The 19,303-nt window shown below is 62.7% G+C and carries 20 protein-coding genes; 7 read left to right on the top strand and 13 right to left on the bottom strand.

Annotation, left to right across the window (positions count from 1 at the left end; translation table 11 throughout):
- The first annotated feature begins 213 nt into the window (after positions 1–213).
- Together HNQ40_RS14030 and fdhD are read left to right on the top strand one after the other, a co-directional pair.
- The gene (locus HNQ40_RS14030; protein WP_184678458.1) at positions 214–2,505 is read left to right on the top strand and encodes an FdhF/YdeP family oxidoreductase; all 2,292 of its coding nucleotides are present in this window, start codon (positions 214–216) and stop codon (positions 2,503–2,505) included.
- Positions 2,502–3,359 (top strand): formate dehydrogenase accessory sulfurtransferase FdhD, encoded by an 858-nt coding sequence (fdhD, locus tag HNQ40_RS14025; RefSeq protein WP_184678457.1) that lies wholly within the window; start codon positions 2,502–2,504, stop codon positions 3,357–3,359. The genes HNQ40_RS14030 and fdhD overlap by 4 nt, the downstream gene beginning before the upstream one ends.
- A 61-nt stretch (positions 3,360–3,420) precedes the next feature.
- Here the strand turns inward: fdhD and HNQ40_RS14020 are convergent, their stop codons facing one another.
- Together HNQ40_RS14020 and HNQ40_RS14015 are read right to left on the bottom strand one after the other, a co-directional pair.
- Positions 3,421–4,194 carry a phosphoribosylformylglycinamidine synthase subunit PurQ gene (locus tag HNQ40_RS14020; protein WP_184678455.1) on the bottom strand — a complete coding sequence of 258 codons (774 nt, stop codon included), beginning with the start codon at positions 4,192–4,194 and terminating at the stop codon, positions 3,421–3,423.
- Positions 4,195–4,294: 100 nt separating this feature from the next.
- On the bottom strand, positions 4,295–4,564 hold the full coding sequence (locus tag HNQ40_RS14015) for a (2Fe-2S)-binding protein (RefSeq protein ID WP_184678453.1): 270 nt from the start codon (positions 4,562–4,564) through the stop codon (positions 4,295–4,297).
- Between the two features lie 118 nt (positions 4,565–4,682).
- On the opposite strand from HNQ40_RS14015, the gene recR reads away from it, so the two are divergent.
- From recR to HNQ40_RS14000, 3 genes are all read left to right on the top strand, one after another.
- The gene (gene recR, locus HNQ40_RS14010) at positions 4,683–5,300 is read left to right on the top strand and encodes a recombination mediator RecR (RefSeq protein WP_184678452.1); all 618 of its coding nucleotides are present in this window, start codon (positions 4,683–4,685) and stop codon (positions 5,298–5,300) included.
- Positions 5,301–5,428: 128 nt separating this feature from the next.
- Positions 5,429–6,955: an RNA polymerase factor sigma-54 gene (gene rpoN, locus HNQ40_RS14005; RefSeq protein ID WP_184678450.1), complete on the top strand. Its 1,527-nt coding sequence runs from the start codon at positions 5,429–5,431 to the stop codon at positions 6,953–6,955.
- Between the two features lie 41 nt (positions 6,956–6,996).
- On the top strand, positions 6,997–7,659 hold the full coding sequence (locus HNQ40_RS14000; RefSeq protein WP_184678449.1) for a hypothetical protein: 663 nt from the start codon (positions 6,997–6,999) through the stop codon (positions 7,657–7,659).
- 11 nt (positions 7,660–7,670) lie between these two features.
- Here the strand turns inward: HNQ40_RS14000 and HNQ40_RS13995 are convergent, their stop codons facing one another.
- Both HNQ40_RS13995 and trpE read right to left on the bottom strand, forming a co-directional pair.
- Positions 7,671–7,940, bottom strand: a complete 270-nt coding sequence (locus HNQ40_RS13995) for a FliM/FliN family flagellar motor switch protein (protein ID WP_184678447.1) — start codon at positions 7,938–7,940, stop codon at positions 7,671–7,673.
- Between the two features lie 201 nt (positions 7,941–8,141).
- Entirely contained in the window at positions 8,142–9,827 is a 1,686-nt protein-coding gene (gene trpE / locus HNQ40_RS13990; protein WP_184678445.1) for an anthranilate synthase component I, read from the bottom strand.
- Between the two features lie 305 nt (positions 9,828–10,132).
- On the opposite strand from trpE, the gene HNQ40_RS13985 reads away from it, so the two are divergent.
- Complete coding sequence (locus HNQ40_RS13985) at positions 10,133–11,725, top strand: hypothetical protein (protein ID WP_184678444.1); 1,593 nt, start codon at positions 10,133–10,135, stop codon at positions 11,723–11,725.
- 417 nt (positions 11,726–12,142) lie between these two features.
- On the top strand, positions 12,143–13,000 hold the full coding sequence (locus HNQ40_RS13980; protein WP_184678443.1) for a TorF family putative porin: 858 nt from the start codon (positions 12,143–12,145) through the stop codon (positions 12,998–13,000).
- Between the two features lie 155 nt (positions 13,001–13,155).
- Here the strand turns inward: HNQ40_RS13980 and HNQ40_RS13975 are convergent, their stop codons facing one another.
- From HNQ40_RS13975 to thrC, 9 genes are all read right to left on the bottom strand, one after another.
- On the bottom strand, positions 13,156–14,346 hold the full coding sequence (locus HNQ40_RS13975) for an aminotransferase class V-fold PLP-dependent enzyme (protein ID WP_184678442.1): 1,191 nt from the start codon (positions 14,344–14,346) through the stop codon (positions 13,156–13,158).
- 79 nt (positions 14,347–14,425) lie between these two features.
- Entirely contained in the window at positions 14,426–14,908 is a 483-nt protein-coding gene (locus tag HNQ40_RS13970) for a DinB family protein (RefSeq protein WP_221435537.1), read from the bottom strand.
- Between the two features lie 24 nt (positions 14,909–14,932).
- Positions 14,933–15,430 (bottom strand): DinB family protein, encoded by a 498-nt coding sequence (locus HNQ40_RS13965; RefSeq protein WP_184678438.1) that lies wholly within the window; start codon positions 15,428–15,430, stop codon positions 14,933–14,935.
- A 44-nt stretch (positions 15,431–15,474) separates the two neighbouring features.
- Positions 15,475–15,966 carry a DinB family protein gene (locus HNQ40_RS13960; protein WP_184678437.1) on the bottom strand — a complete coding sequence of 164 codons (492 nt, stop codon included), beginning with the start codon at positions 15,964–15,966 and terminating at the stop codon, positions 15,475–15,477.
- A gap of 24 nt (positions 15,967–15,990) precedes the next feature.
- Positions 15,991–17,109: a ThiF family adenylyltransferase gene (locus tag HNQ40_RS13955; protein WP_221435536.1), complete on the bottom strand. Its 1,119-nt coding sequence runs from the start codon at positions 17,107–17,109 to the stop codon at positions 15,991–15,993.
- 5 nt (positions 17,110–17,114) lie between these two features.
- Positions 17,115–17,309 (bottom strand): hypothetical protein, encoded by a 195-nt coding sequence (locus HNQ40_RS13950; RefSeq protein WP_184678436.1) that lies wholly within the window; start codon positions 17,307–17,309, stop codon positions 17,115–17,117.
- A gap of 4 nt (positions 17,310–17,313) precedes the next feature.
- Positions 17,314–17,565: an NIL domain-containing protein gene (locus tag HNQ40_RS13945; protein ID WP_184678435.1), complete on the bottom strand. Its 252-nt coding sequence runs from the start codon at positions 17,563–17,565 to the stop codon at positions 17,314–17,316.
- A gap of 98 nt (positions 17,566–17,663) precedes the next feature.
- On the bottom strand, positions 17,664–17,948 hold the full coding sequence (locus HNQ40_RS13940) for a MoaD family protein (RefSeq protein ID WP_184678434.1): 285 nt from the start codon (positions 17,946–17,948) through the stop codon (positions 17,664–17,666).
- Positions 17,941–19,197 carry a threonine synthase gene (thrC, locus tag HNQ40_RS13935; RefSeq protein ID WP_184678433.1) on the bottom strand — a complete coding sequence of 419 codons (1,257 nt, stop codon included), beginning with the start codon at positions 19,195–19,197 and terminating at the stop codon, positions 17,941–17,943. The genes HNQ40_RS13940 and thrC overlap by 8 nt, the downstream gene beginning before the upstream one ends.
- Positions 19,198–19,303: the final 106 nt, after the last annotated feature.

Here is a 19,303-nt window from a genome sequence, read left to right as displayed (position 1 = left end):
CTGGTGCAAAAATCTGCCGACCGACACCGGCCGACGAGAAGAGATAGCGAGCCGAGCAGTTTATCAGAAACAGGCCTCGGATGCGATAAATGAGGGTTTATGGGTCGTAATCTTTGGCGAGCCCCGCGGCCCCCTTCTCGCTGGACGTATACTGAGCGATATCGGTGTTCCAAAGCACCGACTCACCCTATATCTCCTTGAGATACGCACCCCATGCCCAGCCAAGACCAGTCCCACGATGAAGTTACGTCAACCGATAAGCCCGCACACGCGGCGGGCGGATGGGGGGCCCTGATCTCCACCATGAAACACGTGGGGGCTCAGGAGGGCAAGATGCAGATCGCCCTTTCGCTGCTCAACGTCAATCAGGCCGACGGCTTCGACTGCCCGGGTTGTGCGTGGCCCGAGCCGAAGGACCGGTCGTCGTTCGAGTTCTGCGAAAACGGCGCGAAGGCCGTGGCCTGGGAAGCGACCAAACGCAAGGTCGGCCCCGAGTTCCTCGCTCAGTACGACGTCGCCACCCTCCGCCAGCAGACTGATTACTGGCTGGAGAAACAGGGCCGACTGACCCACCCGATGCGTTACAACAGCGAGACGGATCGCTACGAGCCGATCTCGTGGGACGACGCGTTCGGATTGATCGCCGAGCACCTCAACAAACTTGAAAGCCCCAAGGAAGCGATCTTCTACACCTCTGGGCGGACCAGCAACGAAGCCGCGTTCCTCTACCAGCTCTTCGGCCGGAAGTTCGGCACCAACAACTTCCCCGACTGCTCGAACATGTGCCACGAGTCGTCCGGCGTGGCGCTCAACAAAGCCATCGGCGTCGGCAAGGGCACGGTGACCATCGAGGACTTTGAAGAGGCCGACATGATCGTCGTGGTCGGCCAGAACCCGGGGACGAACCACCCGCGGATGCTCAGCGAGTTGCAGAAGGCTTCCAAGCGTGGCGCGAAGATCGTTTCGATCAACCCGCTCAAAGAACGTGGCCTGGAAAACTTCGTGCACCCGCAGCACAAGGTGGCGATGTTGACCAACCACAGCACACCGATCTCGTCGCACTACCTGCAGCCGACGATCGCGGGCGACCTGGCTCTGTTCAAAGGGCTGTGCAAACTGGTGGTGGACGCCGAGGGCGCCGACCCCGGCAAAGTGCTGGATCACGATTTCATCAAGCAGCACACCGAGGGCTTCGAGGAATTTATCGACGACGTGAAGCAGTCCTCGTGGGACGACATCGAGAAACAGTCGGGCCTGACGCGGGCCGAGATCGAGACCGTGGCCGACCTGTACCTCGCCTCGGACAAAGTCATCATCTGCTGGGCCATGGGGCTCACCCAGCAACGCCACGGCGTCGCCACGATCCAGATGGCGGTCAACCTGCTGCTGCTCCGCGGCAACCTCGGCAAGCCCGGCGCGGGAGCGTGCCCCGTACGCGGCCACTCAAACGTGCAGGGCGACCGCACGATGGGCATCATCGAGAAGCCCCCGCCGTTCCAGGACAAACTCGCCGAGGTCTTCAACTTCGAGCCCCCCACCTCGCACGGCTACGACGTCGTCAAAGCCATCCACGCCATGCGTATGGGTAAGGGCAAGGTCTTCTTCGCGATGGGCGGCAACTTCGCCGCAGCCACGCCCGACTCCGAAGCGACCTACGCGGCCCTGGAAACGTGCGACCTGACGGTCCACGTGTCGACCAAGCTCAACCGCTCGCACACCGTCGTCGGCAAGGACGCCCTGATCCTGCCCTGCCTCGGCCGAACTGAACGTGACGAGACGGGGGCAGGCAACCAACGCGTGACCGTCGAAGATTCGATGTCGATGGTCCACGCTTCGGAAGGCAAGAACCCGCCCGCCTCCGAGCACCTGCTCAGCGAGCCCGCGATCGTCTGCCGTCTCGCCCGGGCTACGTTTGGTCCCGACGACCCCACACCGTGGGAAGATTTTGCCGAGGACTACGGCACCGTCCGCGACAAGATCGCCGCGGTCATCCCCGGCTTCGAAAACTTCAACGACAAGCTCAACCTGAAGCAATACCCCAACGGCTTCTACCTCGGCAACACCGCACGCGACCGCGTGTGGGTTAATGCTGGCAAGAAGGCGGCCTTCACCGTTTCGCCGATCCACGACATGACGCTGCCCGACGGGCAACTCAAGCTCATGACGCTACGCAGCCACGACCAGTACAACACCACGGTCTACGGCCTCAACGACCGCTACCGCGACATCGAGAACGCCCGCGAGATTTTGTTCGTCAACGCCGACGACCTAGCCGAGCGTGGCCTCACCAACGGCGACCTCGTCGACATCGAGAGCCACTTCAACGACGACACCGTCCGCAAGGTCGCGGGGTTCCGTGTCGTGGCCTACGACATCCCGCGGGGATGCAGCGCGGGCTACTTCCCCGAACTCAACCCATTGGTGAGCCTCAAGTCTGTCGCCGTCGGGTCGAACACCCCGGTGTCAAAGCTGATCCCCATCACCCTGGCCCAAGCCGAAGGATGAAGCCCCCGCCCCCTGTTTCCGACGGCCCCGCCACGACCCAGTCGATCCTGAAGATCGAGGCGGGCCGGGAGCCGCTGCGCGTCGAGGACGAGCTCGCGGGGGAAGAGCCGCTGGAAATCCGGGTTCGGGGCAAGGCGGTGTCGGTCACGATGCGAACGCCCCACCCTGATCCGGATCAGCGTGATCAACATGATGCGGAGATGGCGATCGGCTTCCTCTTAGGCGAAGGCGTGATCCACGACGGTGACGACATCCTGAGCGTCGAACCCTGCGGCCGCCCCGCCAACAGCCACGGCAATATCCTCAACGTCTTCCTCGCCCCCACCTGCGACTTCGACCCCGAGAAACTCAGTCGACACGTCTTCGCTTCGTCGAGCTGTGGCCTCTGCGGCAAAGCCTCGATCGACGCGGTCCACGCCCACTTCCCCCCGGTCTTCAGCGACGCCCAGATCACCAGCGACACACTGCTGGCCCTGCCCGACAAGCTCCGCCCCTCGCAAGCCACCTTCGACCGAACCGGCGGCCTTCACGCCGCTGCTTTATTCGACACCGCGGGCAACCTCCTTGTGGTCCGCGAAGACATCGGCCGACACAACGCCATCGACAAGGTGCTGGGCCACGCCCTCTTGCAAGGCTGGCTACCCCTCACCGATCACGCCCTCTTGGTCAGCGGCCGGGCATCCTTCGAAATCATGCAGAAAGCCCTCTCGGCCAGCGTACCCATCGTCGCCGCCGTCAGCGCCCCCTCCAGCCTCGCAGCCGAGTTCGCACAAGACAGCCAGCAAACCCTGGTGGGTTTCCTGCGTGACAACCGAATGAATGTCTATTCACATCCCGAGCGTGTGCTCTTGTAGGGTGGGCACCGCCCACCTTGGATGAATTGCAAATCGTTTCGGTGGGCAGTGCCCACCCACGTCAGCCGCCAACAGCCGCGGCTTGCTTGTCTTTCACATACACCACCGCGTTGTGGAAGTACTGCAGGCCGATGGGTGTTTGGGTGAGGAAGTCTTCGCCCATGCGGGTCCACTGCGGGTGGTTCGTGGGGTGTTGGAAGCGTTCGGGGTGGGGCATGAGGCCGAAGACCAGGCCGGTGGGGTCGCAGATGCCCGCGATGTCGCGGGCCGAGCCGTTGGGGTTGTCTTTGTAACGCAGCGCGACCTGGCCGTTGGCTTCAATGCGGTCCAGCACTTCGTCGGGCGCGGTGAAGCGGCCCTCGGCGTGGGCCATGGGCAGGTCGTGGTCCTCCAGGCCCTTGGTCCAGATGCACTTGCTGTCGGCCACGACCTGCATCGGCGTCCAGCGGTCGATGTATCGGCCCGACGCGTTGTCCGCCAGCGTGACTTCCTGCACTCCGGCGTGCGGATCGGGCAGCAGGCCGAGCTTGGCCAGTATCTGGAAGCCGTTGCACGTGCCGAACATCGGTACGCCGCGGTCGATCGCGGCGAGCAGCGGCTCGTACAGCCGGTGCTTGAGCCGATTGGCAAAGATCCGCCCCGCCGCGATGTCGTCGCCGTAGCTGAATCCGCCGGCAAAGCCGATGAGGTCGAATTCTTCGAGACGCGAGGGGTGGTCGATCAGGTCGTTGAGATGCACAACGGTCGCCGGGGCCCCGGCCAGCTCGAAGGCGTTGGCGAGCTCGCCGTCACAGTTCGTCCCGGCCGTGCGGAGGATGAGGGTTTGGGGGGTCATGTGCCTACTTTACTGGGTTCGATCCGGTTTAACCACGAAGGCGCGAAGAACGCGGAGCAAGGCCGATGCGATGACTTAGCAGTCTTCGCGTCTTCGCGGTTTAATCCGTTTCCCGCTCCCCTGTCTTGCGATACTTCGCCCGCTGGTTCGCGTACTCCGCAGGACTAACCGGCAAATCGGGCTGTTCGACGCCGTCGAGGGCCTGTTTGTGCAGCTTCTTGAGGTAAGGGATACACCAGCCGCAGCCGGTGCCGGCCCCGAGGCATTCGCTGATGAGGCTGGCGACGGGCGGCTTTTCGCGCTTGCAGTAGTTGGCGATCTTCCGCTGGCTGACGTGGAAGCAGAGGCAGACGTGGTCGTCGGGGTCCATGGGGTTAGTTTAGCACCGCGCGGTTGGCCGCCGCGGCAGCCCCGGGTCATCGACCCGGGGCTAACGTTGGGGTGATTGGCCGCTCGACGGTCGGCGGGTTGTGGCATACGCTTGGGGCATGCGAAAGCCCACGGCCTACGACAACCTGCTGGCCCACCTCGAGAAGCTGCCGGGCATCGGCAAGCGCTCGGCCGAGCGCATCGCCTTCCACCTGCTCCGCCAACCCGAATCCGACACGCTCGGCCTGGCCGACGCAGTGCGGGCGTTCCGCGAAAACCTCAAGGTCTGCTCGGTCACCGGCCACGTCTCGGAGTCCGACCCGTGCAGCATCGTCACCGACGAGTCGCGCGACCACAGCACCATCCTCGTCGTCGAACAGCCGTCGGACGTCATCGCCATGGAGCAAACCGGGGCCTACACGGGCAGCTACCACGTGCTCATGGGCAGGCTGGCTCCCATGGAGGCCATGGGCCCGGGCGACCTGAACATCGACAAACTGCTCGGCCGCGTCGAGGCGGGTCAGGCCGGCACCAGCCCCGCCATCACCGAAGTCATCCTCGGCACCAACCCCACGCTCGAGGGGGATGGCACCGCCCTCTACCTCGCCGAGAAGCTCCAGGCGATGGGCGTAAAAGTCACCCGGCTGGCCCGCGGGCTGCCAACGGGGTCGAACCTCCAGAACGTCAGCAAGGCGGTGCTGAGCGACGCGGTGCAGGGCCGAGTGAGCGAGTTTTAGCCGCCCTATCCACATTTCATGCCAGCTGGATTGGTCCGCGTGGTCTGGCGTGGTAAGGTTATGCCGTAGAGCAAATTCCGGGCCAAAGTGAACGCTCTTCGTCGAATTGCCCCCGAACGCCCTAGCCCATGAGAATCGATACCGGCCAACACCTCCGCATGGACCAGCGCATGAAGCTGGCCCCGCGCATGATCCAGTCGATGGAGATCCTCCAGATGGCTCAGCCGGCCCTGGAAGAACGCATCGAGCAGGAGCTGGCCAGCAACCCCACTCTCGAACAGGTCGAGCCGGGCAGCGACCGCGACAAGCTCCTGGCCGAAATGGAGCAGGCCAAGCGGGACGATCGCGAGGGTGAACGCGAACTCGTCGTGTCCGACGGCGACGGCAGCACCGGCCAGGCCGACGACTTCGAACGCCTCTCCAACATGTCCGAGCAGTACGGCGAGGCCTGGGCGAGCAACACCTCCGAGGGCGGTGCCACCGAGTTCCGCCGGGCCGTGAACACCGGCGGCGAGCGCGACGCCAAGATGGACGCGATGGCCAACACCGCCGCCCGCGGCGCCTCGCTCTACGACCAGCTCGTCGACCAGTGGCACCTCGTAGACATCGACGAGCCCACGCTCAAGCTCGGCGAATACCTCATCGGCTTCGTCGACGCCGACGGCTACCTCCGCAACCCGCTCCAGGACCTGCTCGACCAAGCCCCCGCCGGGACGACCGCCGAGCAGATTGAGGAGTGCATCGAGCTGCTCCAGGAAGCCCTGGAACCTACCGGCCTGTGTGCCCGCGACTTCCGGGAATGCCTGCTGCTGCAGATCGACAACAAGACCTACCTCGAGCCGGACGCCGACCTCAAGACCGAACGGCTGCTGGTCAGCGACTACCTCAAAGACATCGAAGCCAACCGCTACCCCAAGATCGCCAAGTCCACCGGACTGGAGATAGAGGCGGTGCAGAAGGCGGTGCACAACCTCCGGCAGTTCCACCCCCACCCGGGCAGGCTACTGGCGACCGACACCGTCCGCACCATCACGCCCGACGCGACGATCGACTATGACGACGAGAGCGACACCTATTCGGTCCAGCTCACACACAGCCGCTTGCCCGCACTGCAGATCAGCGCCGAGTACGAAAAGATCGCGGCCGACAAGAGCGAGGACAAGAAGACCCGCGACTTCATCGGCACGAACCTCCGCAACGCCCGCTGGCTCATCGATGCTGTCCGCCAACGCCACGCGACCCTGCTCCGCGTCATCGGCGTGGTCATCGAGGCCCAGCGCGACTTCTTCGACCAAGGCCCCCAAGCCCTCAAGCCGCTGCCCATGACCCTCGTCGCCGACCAGCTCGGCATCCACGTCGCCACGGTCAGCCGTGCGGTCAGCGAGAAGTACCTCCAGACCCCCCGCGGCATCTTCCCCCTACGCATGTTCTTCTCCGGCGGCACCGAAACCGATCAGGGCGACGCCATGAGCTGGACCGCCGTGCAGGCCAAGCTCAAGGAAGTCATCGACAACGAAGACAAGAACAAGCCGTGGTCGGATGATGCGCTTGTTGACGAACTCAAAAAGCACGGCATCGAAATCGCCCGGCGGACGGTGGCGAAGTATCGCAAGCAGTTGAATATTCCGCCCGCACGTCAGCGCCGGGAGTATTGATCACGTTAATTTCGATCCGCTAATTTTTCCGATGGGCAGCGATGAAAGAAATTATCTCTTGTGTTTTAATCGCATTTTCTATGCTTGGATGTGTGGCACATACGCCTACTGATTCACATCGGGCAGAATTTCTGATCGAACAGCTGGCCTCAGATTTCCCTCCCGCTCACGAAGATCTGTACCACGGCCCAGAATTAGCAATATCGATATTTGGCGATCAGGAGGACGAACAGCCTGATCCGTCACGCGTCGCCAACTACGAGAGAATCTGGAACGCAAAAGACCAACTCAAGTCATTGGGTCTGAATGCATTCCCTGCTTTAGTTAATGCCATCGATGACGAAAGATACTCATACTCCGGTGTGTACGCCGCATGGCGAAATCACTCAGTCGGTGACGCATGTTTCTTCATCATCCAATCACAAGTTGAGTACTACGGCTATGGCTACAAAAGCCGTCAAGCCCCATCAACTGGAAGTACCGCCCCATCTTTCACCAAACCAAGTTATCTCTACGCTATGCGGAACCATGGATTAGAAGCTTGGTGGGAAGAGCGGAAATACCTAAGCCTTCAAGAACTTCAAATTGAAGCTCTAGAATGGACTATTGAGCAAGAAGTGTCGGCTGGTTTTACTAATCCAGAACAGAAGAAAATAATTCTGGAGCCGCTTGAAAACAGGCTGGCCGAGTTGAGGGTACCCTAGGAAAGCCGCTGTTAGCCACCCAAGACCGTCTCAGCCCGATCCCGTGCCGAGTTGATCTCGGTTATGCGGATGCCGAAGTTTTCGCCGACCTTGACGGCCGAGCCGGTACCGATGGTCTTGTTGTTGATGCAGAAGGCGAGTTCTTCGTCGGCGGACTTGGGCAGCTCGATGATCGAGCCGGGGGCGAGGGACAGGACTTCGCTCACCGGGAGCTTGCGCTTGCCGATCTGGACGATCATCGGGACGGTGAGGTTCAGGATAGTTTTGAAGTCGGTGGCCACGAAGGGTTTATCGGCCAGTTCGGGGCGAAGGGTTCAATGCCGAGCGGATAAACCCCTCCCCCGCCGGGGGAGGTGGCCCGCGTAGCGGGTCGGAGGGGGAAGCTGGGTAACTCTGTGGCGACGAGCGTGTCACCGACCAAGTGCCCTCACCCCAACCCTCTCCCGGCGGGAGAGAGGGTCGAGCCGCCGTGATCCATAGCGTTACGTGAACAGGTGTTCGGCGACCTCGACAGCCTTGGCGAGCGCCGCGGCTTTGTTCACGGTCTCCTGGTGCTCGGCGTCTGGGTCGGAGTCGGCGACGATGCCCGCCCCGGCCTGGATATGGACGGTCCATTGGGCGCCTGGGGACTTGGGGGCCTGGGGACTTGGATCACCTTCCCCCGCATCTTTCCCGACACCTAAGCCCCCAACCTCCAAGCCCCTAGAAGGAAGGATCACCATCGTCCGCAGGGCGATGCACATGTCCATGTTCCCGGCGAAGTCGGCGTGGCCCACCGCCCCGCCGTAGGGGCCGCGGCGGGTGGGCTCGAGGTCGTCGATGATCTGCATCGCCCGGACCTTGGGGGCCCCGCTGACCGTGCCGACGGGCAGGCTGACGCGGAGGGCGTCCCAGGCGGTGAGGCCGTCGCGGACCCTGCCCTGGACGGCCGAGCTGATGTGCATGACGTGGGAGTACTTTTCGACGACCAGGAGCTCGGGGAGTTCGACGGTGCCGGGCTCGGCGATCCGGCCGATGTCGTTGCGGTGCAGGTCCACGAGCATGATGTGCTCGCTGCGGTCCTTGGGGTCGGCCAGGAGCTCGGCTTCGAGGCGGGCGTCCTCGGCGGGCGTCGCGCCGCGGTGGCGGGTGCCCGCGAGGGGTCGGCTGGTGGCGATGCGGTCGGTGACATTGACCAGGATCTCGGGGGACGAGCCCACGAGGATGCCGCCGTCGATCTGCAGGTAGAACATGTACGGCGACGGGTTCACCACCCGCAGCGAACGGTAGATGTCGAACGGGTCGGCCTGGGTCTGCACCTCGAACCGCTGCGACGGCACAATCTGGAACGCGTCGCCCGCCTGGATGAATTCCTTGCAGGCTTCGACAGCCTTCTGGTAACCGCCCTGCCCCATGTTGCTGTCGGGCAGCGTGGGCGGCGGCGTGTCGAGCGAGACGTGCCCCGGCGGGAGGCTGATGCCGTCGGCGACGTCGGACTCCAGAAGACGTGACGCGAGGTCGTCCAGGCGCGACTGCGCCGCGGCGTAGGCGTCCTCGGCCGTGCCGTGTTCCTTGACCTGCGCAAAAGTGATCAGCAGCAGCGTCTTCTGCACGTGGTCGAAGACGACCGTGTCGAGGTAGAGCTGCATGTGCAGATCGGGGAGTTGACGGTCGTCGGCTGCGGGATTGGGCAGCGACTCGCCTTCGAGGTAACGCACCGTGTCGTACCCCGCGACGCCGACCCAGCCGCCCGCGCCGGGGAGGTTGGTCGGGAGCAAGGCGTAGGATTCTTCATCCAACGCGTAGTTGGCGGTGAGTTTCTGCATTTCCATCAGCGGGTCGTCGCTGGTGAAGGTGCGTGACTCGTCAGGCGCGGCATGGTTGGTGTAGACGACTTCGTGTCCACGAGCAACGACCTCGGCGGCGGGACGGCTGCCGAGGAAGCTGAAACGGCCTACACGGTCTCCGCCGACGACAGACTCGAAGAGGTAGCTCGGGGCCATGCGGTCGTCGGGGCGGACCAGACGGCGGTAGGCCAACACCGGCGTCAACGAATCGTTGAGCAGGCGGCGGAACACGGGGATGATGGGGTGGCTTTCGGCCGGGGCGGATTGCGCGGCGGCGAAACGCTGCGCGAACCTCTGCGGATCGGGCAGGCTGGGGTGGGGCTGGGTGGCAGGATCGGACATGGGATGGAGACTCGACGCAAAGGGTGATCTGGGAAAGAGCGATAGCACGGGGCGGTCCCGAGTCGCACCTCAGGGCAACTCAAAAACGGGGGCGGGTCGGCCGCTCAGGGCCACCAGATCATGCTGCGTCGGGCTGGATTCATCACGTGGGGTTCGGTGTCTTGCGGCCCGGGAACTCGCAGTCACGGCCTCGACAAAAATTCGGTCACGGCGGGGGTTTACCGCCAACTCTCAACGCGAAGTAGTGTATAACCGGGACAGATTTTACGCACGACCACGGCCTGCCGAAGTGGGGATCAAAGCACATGAAAGTTGAAAGTTTCCTGGAACACCACGGCCTGATCGAAAACCCCTTCGCGGCCGAAGAAGCACGACTCGACGCGGTGTTCAACCGCTTGGCCGACTCGTCGCTGCACCACCCCGACATCAACAAGATCTTCGGCACCCTGGACCAGCCCAGCACGGCGGTCGTCTTCGGCGAAAAAGGCTCGGGCAAGACCGCGATCCGCCTGACCATGCAACGCAAGATCAGCGAGCACAACGCCAATGTGCTGGAGGTGGACGACCACCGGCGGGTGCTCGCGGTGTCTTACGACGACTTCAACCCCGTTTTGGACAAGCTCAGCCGGGCCAACAAGAAAGACACCTCCGAGATCATCCGCAACTTCCGCTTGGCGGATCACCAGGACGCGATCCTGACCGAGGCGGCGACCAAGCTGGTTAACGCGCTGCTGAACGAAGGCACCACGGCGGGCGACGAGGCGATGTCGCTGCCCAACGAAAAGATTTCCAAGCTCCGCAAGCGACTGACTCAGCAACAGCGCTTGGACCTGGCGGTATTGGCGGGCCTGTACGACCAGCCGCCGTCCGGCATCGTGATTCCACGATGGCGGAAGCTGCGTAAAACCTTGCGATTGAAATGGCGTCTGCCCATCGCGTTCTGGCGCAACGCGGCCATCTTCGTCACGCTGGTCACGGCGGGCCTGGGCGGCTGGTACGCCTGGCTGGATTACAGCAAGACCGTTGATGAGACGACCGGTGCCGTGACCGGTGCCCCCGCGAGCTGGATGATCCCGGTGCTGGGACTTGTCGCGGCGGGGACGATCGCGTTGTGGGTTACCTGGGCGGTGCAGTTCATGCGGACCTGGGGGCTGGCCCGGAAAGTCGCGAAAGAGATGCCCGCCATCGGCCGCAACACCGCGACGCTCCGCGGCGTATTCGGCGAGTTGGGAGTATCCACCCTCGTCGGCCAGCCGCTGCCCGCTGCGGGTAAAGACGCCGCCGAGCAGCGTGACAGCCGTTACCAGTTGACCCGGCGTTTCGTGGATGTGCTCAAAGCCCTGGGCTACTCGGGCATGGTCGTACTGGTCGACCGCGTCGACGAACCCACCGCGGTGGCGGGCGACGCGGGCAAGATGCGCGATCTCATCTGGCCGATGTTCGACAACAAGTTCCTGAAGCAGGACGGCATCGGCCTCAAGCTTCTGCTGCCCATCGAACTGAGCTACCTCCTCAACAAGGAAAGCCCGAGCTTCTTCCAAGAAGCCCGCCTCGATAAGCAGAACATGATCGACAAGCTGACCTGGTCCGGGGCCACGCTCTACGACCTGTGCTCCAGCCGACTCAACGCATGCAAGACCGCGAGCAAGACCGGCGAGCTCTCGCTGACCGACTTCTTCGAGGAAAGCGTGACGCGTGAAACCCTGATCGATGCGCTCGATCAGATGCACCAGCCACGCGACGCGTTCAAGTTCCTCTACAACGTGGTCCAGGAACACTGCCGCTTGCTACCCGAGGATACCGCCGACTACCACATCAATCGGTTGACCCTGGAAACCGTCCGCCGGACCCAATCGCAACGGGTCCAGGAGTTGTATCGCGGCTTGACGCCAGCCTGACCGGCCGTGATCTGTACCCGCACCGCTCCACCAAGTTTCGGCCCACGCCCGATAATCTCGCCTCCCAGAAAGCCCCACACAGAGAACGGTGTTCACCTCGACCGCGTCAACGGTCTCGGCAAAATCATCTTCTTGGCTTTGTGTCAAAAGCGGTGTTTTTGGCCTGTAAACGCGATAAATCCGACTTTTTCTGGTCACCGAGAGCAGGTCCCGCCGATAGGTGGTGATAAGCCTTGGCTGGGCGTTCAGCCATCGCCCGAGCAGATGCTAACACCACGCTCATGCAAATCTTGCGGGACGCTAACGCATCTGGTATTTATCTCGGCGAATCAAGTGTTTCACAGACGGGTCCGTCACGTTGACGGCACACCCCGGATTCAGTTTCAAGGGTTCCCCCTACGGTAAGGAGTCATTCAGATGACAAAGGAAAGTAAATTTGCCGGGCTGTGCCTGGTTGGTGGTTTGGCTGCCGCGGCACTGACCACCTCGAGCGTCGCCCAAGACGCGCCCCCCGCCGTCAACAACGGCCTCCTGTCCTGGAGCGCTGGTGCAGACGTCGTCTCCACCTACATGTTCCGTGGCATCGAGCAAGAAGACAGCGGTCTGATCGTTCAGCCCTACGTTGAAGTGGGTGCCCCTCTGGGTGACACCGGCCTCGACTTCACGCTCGGTACCTGGTCGTCGATCCACAGCAACGCCACCGGCGCTGTCGCGGGCGGCCCCTCGAACTGGTACGAGTCGGACCTGTATGCGGGCCTCGGCTACGCCATCAACGATCAATTCGCCGTCAGCGCCACGTTCACCGGCTACTATTCGCCGAACAACGCGTTCGCCGACATCGAAGAAATCGCTTTCGGCGTCGAGTACGACGACAGCGAAGCCCTGGGTGACTACGCGTTCGCGCCTTACGCCCTGCTCGCCATCGAAACCCGCGATGCTGGCGGTTCGGAAGACGTCTACCTCGAACTCGGTGGCGCCTTCTCGGCGTTCTTCATCGAAAGCGAAGACCTGCCTGTGGAACTGAGCTTCCCCATCGCTCTGGGTCTGAGCATCGATGACTACTACACCGACGCCGGTGGTGACAACGAGTTCTTCGGCTTCTTCAAGATCGGTGCTGCCGCCAGCATGCCGCTGGACTTCATCCCCTCCGATTACGGCGTCTGGTCGGCCTCGGCCGGTCTGGACCTGTACTTCGTCAACGACGATGCCGGTCTGCTCGACGACGGCGACGATTTCGAAATCGCCGCCCTCCTCGGCGTCGGCATGGAGTACTAAAAACCCTCCCAGAGTCGTGCACGGCTCTGACGAGACGCTTGGCTAAAGGCCTTCTTGGAACCCGGGCCTCAACCTCGCGAACTCATAAAACTCCGAAACCCGGGCCGTTTACGCGGCCCGGGTTTTTTCTTTGAGTTGAGTTATTTCAGACCGGATCACATGGCGATCTGGTCGAGCGCCTCGATGAGCTGGTCGATCTCGTCCTCGGTGGTAAACGCCCCGGGGCTCACCCGCACCGCGCCGTCCGGGTAGGTGCCGAAGCTCTGGTGGACATACGGCGAGCAGTGCAGCCCGGGGCGGACCGCGATCTCGAAGCTGTCATCCAGGATCGAGCCCACGTCCGGCGCATCCATGCCGACCACGTTGATCGCCACCGTGCCCACGCGGGCCTGAGGGTCGTGGCTGCCGAGCACAGTGAACCGTTCGTCGTCTTTCACCGCGTCGATGAGCTTGCCGCACAGGGCTTGCTCGTGGGCCAGGGTCTCGGCCATGGGGTTGTTCAGCACGTGGTCGATGCCCGCCGACCAGCCCGCGATCCCGACCGTGTTGGGCGTGCCGCCCTCGAGGTAATACGGGAAGAGGGAGGGCTGCGTCGGTGTTGCCGAGTCGCCCCCGGTGCCGCCCTCACGGAACGGCGGGAAGCGCTCTGCGTCATTGGCGTCCTCGCTGGAAGCCGGGCAACGCTCGCCCACGTACAGGGCCCCCGTGCCCGTCGGGCCGAGCAGCGACTTGTGGCCGGGAAAGGCGAGCAGGTCGATCTGCATCGCCTGGACGTCGACTGGAACCACGCCGACCGTTTGCGCCCCATCGAGCAGGAACAGCACGTCTGCCTCCCGGGCGATTGCGCCCACCGCCGCCGCGTCCTGGATCGTCCCGGTGACGTTGCTGGCGTGGGTCATCGCGATCAACACAGTGTCGTCGTTGATCGCCGCCTTGATGTCCTGGGGGCTCACGAAACCTTGATCGTCGCAATCAACGCGCGTCAGCGTGATCTTGCCCGCATCAGACAACGCCTGCAGCGGTCGGCTGACCGAGTTGTGTTCGAGGACCGTCGTGATCACGTGCGGCACCTTCCCGCCCGCGGACTTGGCCGACACCACACCCTTGATCGCGATGTTCAGGGCATCGGTGCCGTTCATGGTGAAGACCATGCGTTCGAAGTCGGGCGCGTTGAACAGGCGAGCCAACCTCAGCCGTACACCGTCGAGCATCTGCTCGGCCGCAACCGCCATGCGGTGACCGGCCCGGCCGGGGTTGGCGGCGTCCTTGGCGATGAAGGCGGCGGCGGCCTCTCCGACACCGGGGGCTTTCGGGAAACTGGTTGCGGCGTTATCGAGGTAAATCATGTCTTGGTTCAGGTTCGGCCAACGTAACTCTGGCCTCGAGGAGCGGGTCGAAGCCCGACAAGATAGCGGTTTATTGGGTCTAGAACAGTGGTGGACGGCCGTCGGCCCTGCGCCAGGCCGAGAGCTGCCCCAGGTGCAGCGCCGTGTGGGCGGTCAGCGAGAAACTCGTGTAATCGCCAACGGTCGGCAGGCCCAAGGCCGCGGGGCCCAGCGTGGGCTTGCTAAGGTCCTCGGGCGAGGCGGAGGAGACCGCAGCGATGAACCGATCGTTGGCGGCGTGCCAGGTTTCGATCAACTCCGATTTGGCGGGATAGTCCGCGGGGTCGGTGGTGAGCGTCGTACCGAAACCGAATCGGTCCCGCCAATCGATGAGCTGCGGCGTGCCGCCGACGCTCTCAGCGTGGCTGTCGACCGCCATCGCGAGGTGCCCGAGGATCCACGCCGGGTGGTTCATGCCGACAACCGGTTGCTTGCACATGTCCTGGGGCTCGATATCCGCCACGAGGTCATCCCCGTACCCCTGCATGAAACGCAGCACCGTGATCTCTTTCGCGAAGTCCATCTGCATCCCTGGTTACCACCCGCGTTAAACCGCAGAAAGCCCTTTCACTCGCCGCCACGCCGAGAGCTGCCCCAGGTGCTGCATCTCGTGCGACAGCATGATGTGGGCCAAGGCATTGCCCACGGTCGGGAAGCGCTTGCGGAAGCGTTCGGGGGCGACGTCGTGTAACGACCTTTCAAAAAACGACGGCGGCGATGCAAGAACTCGCTCACTGACGACACCGTGCAAACGATCGAGATGATCCAGCGCCTCGGCCAACGAGGGCTGCTCCTCGGCCAGATCACTCGGCAAGGTGCCCAGATCGAACCACGCATCCCACTCCGGGATTGTGCGATCCATCTCCAACACCCAACCCAAGCCGACCTGATCAGCCGTCTGAGCGAGGTGGCCGATGATCCAGCGTGGAGTATTCATTCCTTCCGCGGGGGCTTCGTTGGCTTGAGCTTCATCCAACCCCTCGACCAAACGGTGAGCGTAATCTAGATTCGCGGCGTACCGAAGGTTGAGGATGTTGCGGATCATGGCTTGTCCTTGAAGAGGTGAATCGAGAAGCCTTGAGCCAGCCCTTAGAACAACGGCGGCTGGCCCTGCACACGACGCCAGGTCGAGAGTTGCCCCAGGTGCATGGCGACGTGGCCGGTGGCGACGAAGCTGAGGAAATCCTCAACGGTGGGCAGGCCTTGCCGCATCCGTTCATTGGGGTTCTCGGCCGACAAAACATCTTCACCGATGCCCGAAATCGTGGCAATAAAAACTTCGTGCCCTTGCCGGTACACACCAAGCAACTCGTCCCAGGACGGGTAGTCCGACGCGTCCGCGGTCGGCGTGCTGCCTCCGCTAAAGAGCTTGCCCCAGGCTTCCAGGTCGATCTTGGATTCGCCGCCAAAACGAGACGCCACGTTGTTGGACACAAAGCCCAGGTGCCCGATGATCCAGGCCGGGCTCACCCCGCCGTCACAGATCAGCGAGAAGGCCTTGTCCGCGTCTAACCCGTCCAGCAGCATCTCGGCGTAACCGGCCTGAAAACGGTAGACGGTGATCTCTTGTTCGAATGCCATGCAACGACTCCTTGTGAAGCGGGGTTAGGCCCCGACGTATTTCGCGTACACGCTCTTGGCGACGTTCGCCTCCTTCGTGCCCTTCACAATAGCGCGGCCATCGGTGAAAAGTGTGAGTTCGTAATTTTCACCGTTGTCCGTGATGTCCGCGCGGAGCATAAACTTGTTGGCCTTCACGCTGCCATGGGACTCCAGCCGCTTGGCGATCTCGTCGAAGTCGAGCTTCGAACCGTTCGCACCGTCGTCCTTCTGCGTAAGCTGCACAGCGTTTCGCCCGCACAGCGTCGTCGTGCTGCTGCCGAATTTGCCGTCGAGGAACTCGAAGTTGCGGTGCTTGCAGCACTGGCAATCGCCGACGTCGTACGCACGGGCCACCTTGAACTGGCGGAACGTGTTGCCCCACAGGTCGAAGTTGAGCATCGTCGGGGAGACGCGGTCGAGGTTGCCGGTGAGGATCTTCAGAGTCTCAGCGACCTGGTAGTTGCTGATGATCGAAACGGCCGGGCCGATGACGCCCGCGGTATCGCAGGTCGGGTTAAGGCCAGGCGGCGGGGCCTGCTCGAAGATGCAGCGGAGGCAGGGCGTAGCCTTGCCCGCTTTTTCCCACGCCGAGTCACCCGACGCGGTGTGCGGGAGAACGGCGTAGGACGCACCGACCGTGCCGACCGCCCCGCCGTAGACGTACGGGATGCCGCGTTTCACCGCGCAGTCGTTGGCGAGGTAACGGGTCTCGAAGTTGTCCACGCCGTCCACGATGATGTCGACGGGCTTGCCGTCGTTGTAATCACCGCAGGCGAGCTTTTCCATGTTGGTGTGGTTGACGTCTTCGACCACCGCCGTGACTTTCACCTGCGAGTTGATCTGGGCGATCTTGTTCTTCGCCGCCTCGGCCTTGGGGATCGCGTTGGCGACATCGCTCTCGTCGAACAGCACCTGCCGCTGCAGGTTGGTCATCTCGATGAAGTCGCGATCGACGATGATGAGGTGACCGACGCCAGCCCGGGCGAGCATGTTGGCGATCACTGTGCCGAGCGCGCCGCAACCGACGACCAGCGCGGTGCTGTCCAGGAGTTTACGTTGGCCCTCTTCCCCGAATCCGGGCAGGAGCATCTGGCGGTGATATCGATCGAGTTCGGATGACACGGTTTCTATTCCTTTTTCTTTTTGCTGTCCTTACATGAGACGGCAAACATGTACAGGCCCGCAACCGCGAAGCCCAGCCCCAGAACGATCGCCTTCGAGGCGAGGTTGGCGTTCAACATGGTCGAAGCCGCGAAGCAGGCAAACGCCAAGAAGTTCGAGACGATCGCCGAGCGGAACCAGGCCGGGTTGCGGACCTTCATGGGATCAACCCACCACTAACGAGCCGCCCTCGACCGGATCGACGCGGACGCCCTTGTCGACGAGGAACGCGATCGCGGCTTCGAGCTGCTCTTCGTCCTCGGCGGTGAACTGCAGGGCCATGATGCCGATCTGTTGGCTGACGGACGCCTGCCGGACATCAAACTGCACCGCGGGAAACGCTTGCGAGAGCTGCCAGATCACGGGCTGATCCTGACAGCCGCCTTCAAAAGTTAACCAGCATTTTCGAGAAGCCATGCCAACCTCAAATCCGAGTGATGAGTTAACAGTGAACAGTGATAAGTTGGAGCGAGTGAACTCATCACGGTTCACTCATTACTCATCACGGGGCGGCTTTAGCCGCCAGCGATTGCGGGGACGATGGCGAGGTGGTCGCCGGCCTTCACGGGGGTCTCGAGGTTCTCGAGGAACCGGATGTCTTCATCGTTGAGGTAGATGTTGATGAAGCGGTTGAGTTCCGTGTCGGTCTTGTACAGCTTGGCGCCGAAGTCGGGGTACTCGGCTTTCAGTTTGCCGAGCAATTCGCCGACGGTGCCGCCGGACACTTCGACCGACTCTTGGTCGCCGACCTGCGGACGCAGCGCGGTGGGGATTTCTACAGCAAGGGTGGTATCAGACATGGGCGGGCTCTTTGGTTTGCGAGGTTTCTTGAATCAGTTGGTCGAAGTCAGCCATTTTAGCGGGGATGGCACGGGATTCGGGGAATTGGCCGTCCATCGCTTCGAGGGTTTTCAGGCCGTTACCGGTGATGCAGACGCAGATCGGCTCGTCCTTGGGGATGCGGCCGGACTTGATCAGCTTGATCGCACAAGCCATGGTCGTGCCACCGGCGGGCTCGGTGAAGATGCCTTCGTGCTCGGCGAGCAGCTTGATGGCTTCGAGGATTTCGGGGTCGCTGGCCGAGGCGCCGTAGCCGCCCGACTCGCGGATGTTCTTGAGCACGTAGTAGCCGTCGGCGGGGTTGCCGATGGCGATCGACTTGGCGATCGTGTTGGGCTTCTGCGGGCGGAACAGCTCGGCTTCTTCTTCGAGCGCGGTGACAATCGGATTGCAGCCCTCGGCTTGTGCGCCGTACATCGCGGGCTTGTTGTCCTCAACCAGGCCGAGCTCGATGAACTCCTGGTAGCCCTTCCAGATCTTGGGCAGGATGGTGCCGCCGGCAACGGGGACGACCGTGTGCTTGGGCAGCTTCCAACCCATCTGCTCGGCGATCTCAAAGCCGTGGGTCTTGGCGCCTTCGGTGTAGAACGGACGGAGGTTGACGTTGACGATCGCCCAGTTGTATTTGTCGGCGATCTGCGAGCAGAGGCGGTTCACGTCGTCGTAGTTGCCTTCGATGCGGACGACGCGCGGGCCGAACACGTTCATGCCGACCATCTTGCCCGCCTCGAGGTCGTGGGGCACCATCACACAGGCTTTAAGCCCTGCGGCGGCGGCGTGGGCGCTGACCGAGTGGGCCAGGTTGCCGGTGGACGCACAGCCCACGGTGTCGAAGCCGAACTCAAACGCCTTGGTCACCGCCACGGCGACGACGCGGTCCTTGTAGGAGAAGCTCGGGTAGTTGGCCGAGTCGTCCTTGATGTAGAGCTCTTTGACGCCCAGGTGCTTGGCCAGACGGTCGGCCTTGACCAGCGGGGTCCAGCCCGACTGGAGGCCTGCACGCGGCTCGTTCTCGATCGGCAGCAGGTCGCGGTAGCGCCATAGCGACAAAGGCCCCGCTTCGATCGATTCACGGGTGACCTTCCCCTTCATCGCTTCGTAGTCGTAGGTGACCTCGACCGGGCCGAAGTCCGAGTCACAGATCGTTCGGGGCTCGATGGGGTAATCCACGCCCGATTCTTTACCGCGGAGTGATTTGACGTAGCTCATGGTTCGGTCTCGTCGAAAACGCTGGAGGCATAAAAGCCAGTAAAAAACCCTTCAAATCGAAAGATAAGAAGGGTTGGTGCGTTCTTGGAAAAGAAGCTCGAACCGC

The sequence above is a fragment of the Algisphaera agarilytica genome (assembly GCF_014207595.1).
GTDB classification, from domain to species: domain Bacteria; phylum Planctomycetota; class Phycisphaerae; order Phycisphaerales; family Phycisphaeraceae; genus Algisphaera; species Algisphaera agarilytica.
The sequence above is the reverse complement of the archived record's forward strand: the minus strand, read 5'-3'. Positions and strand labels throughout refer to the sequence as shown.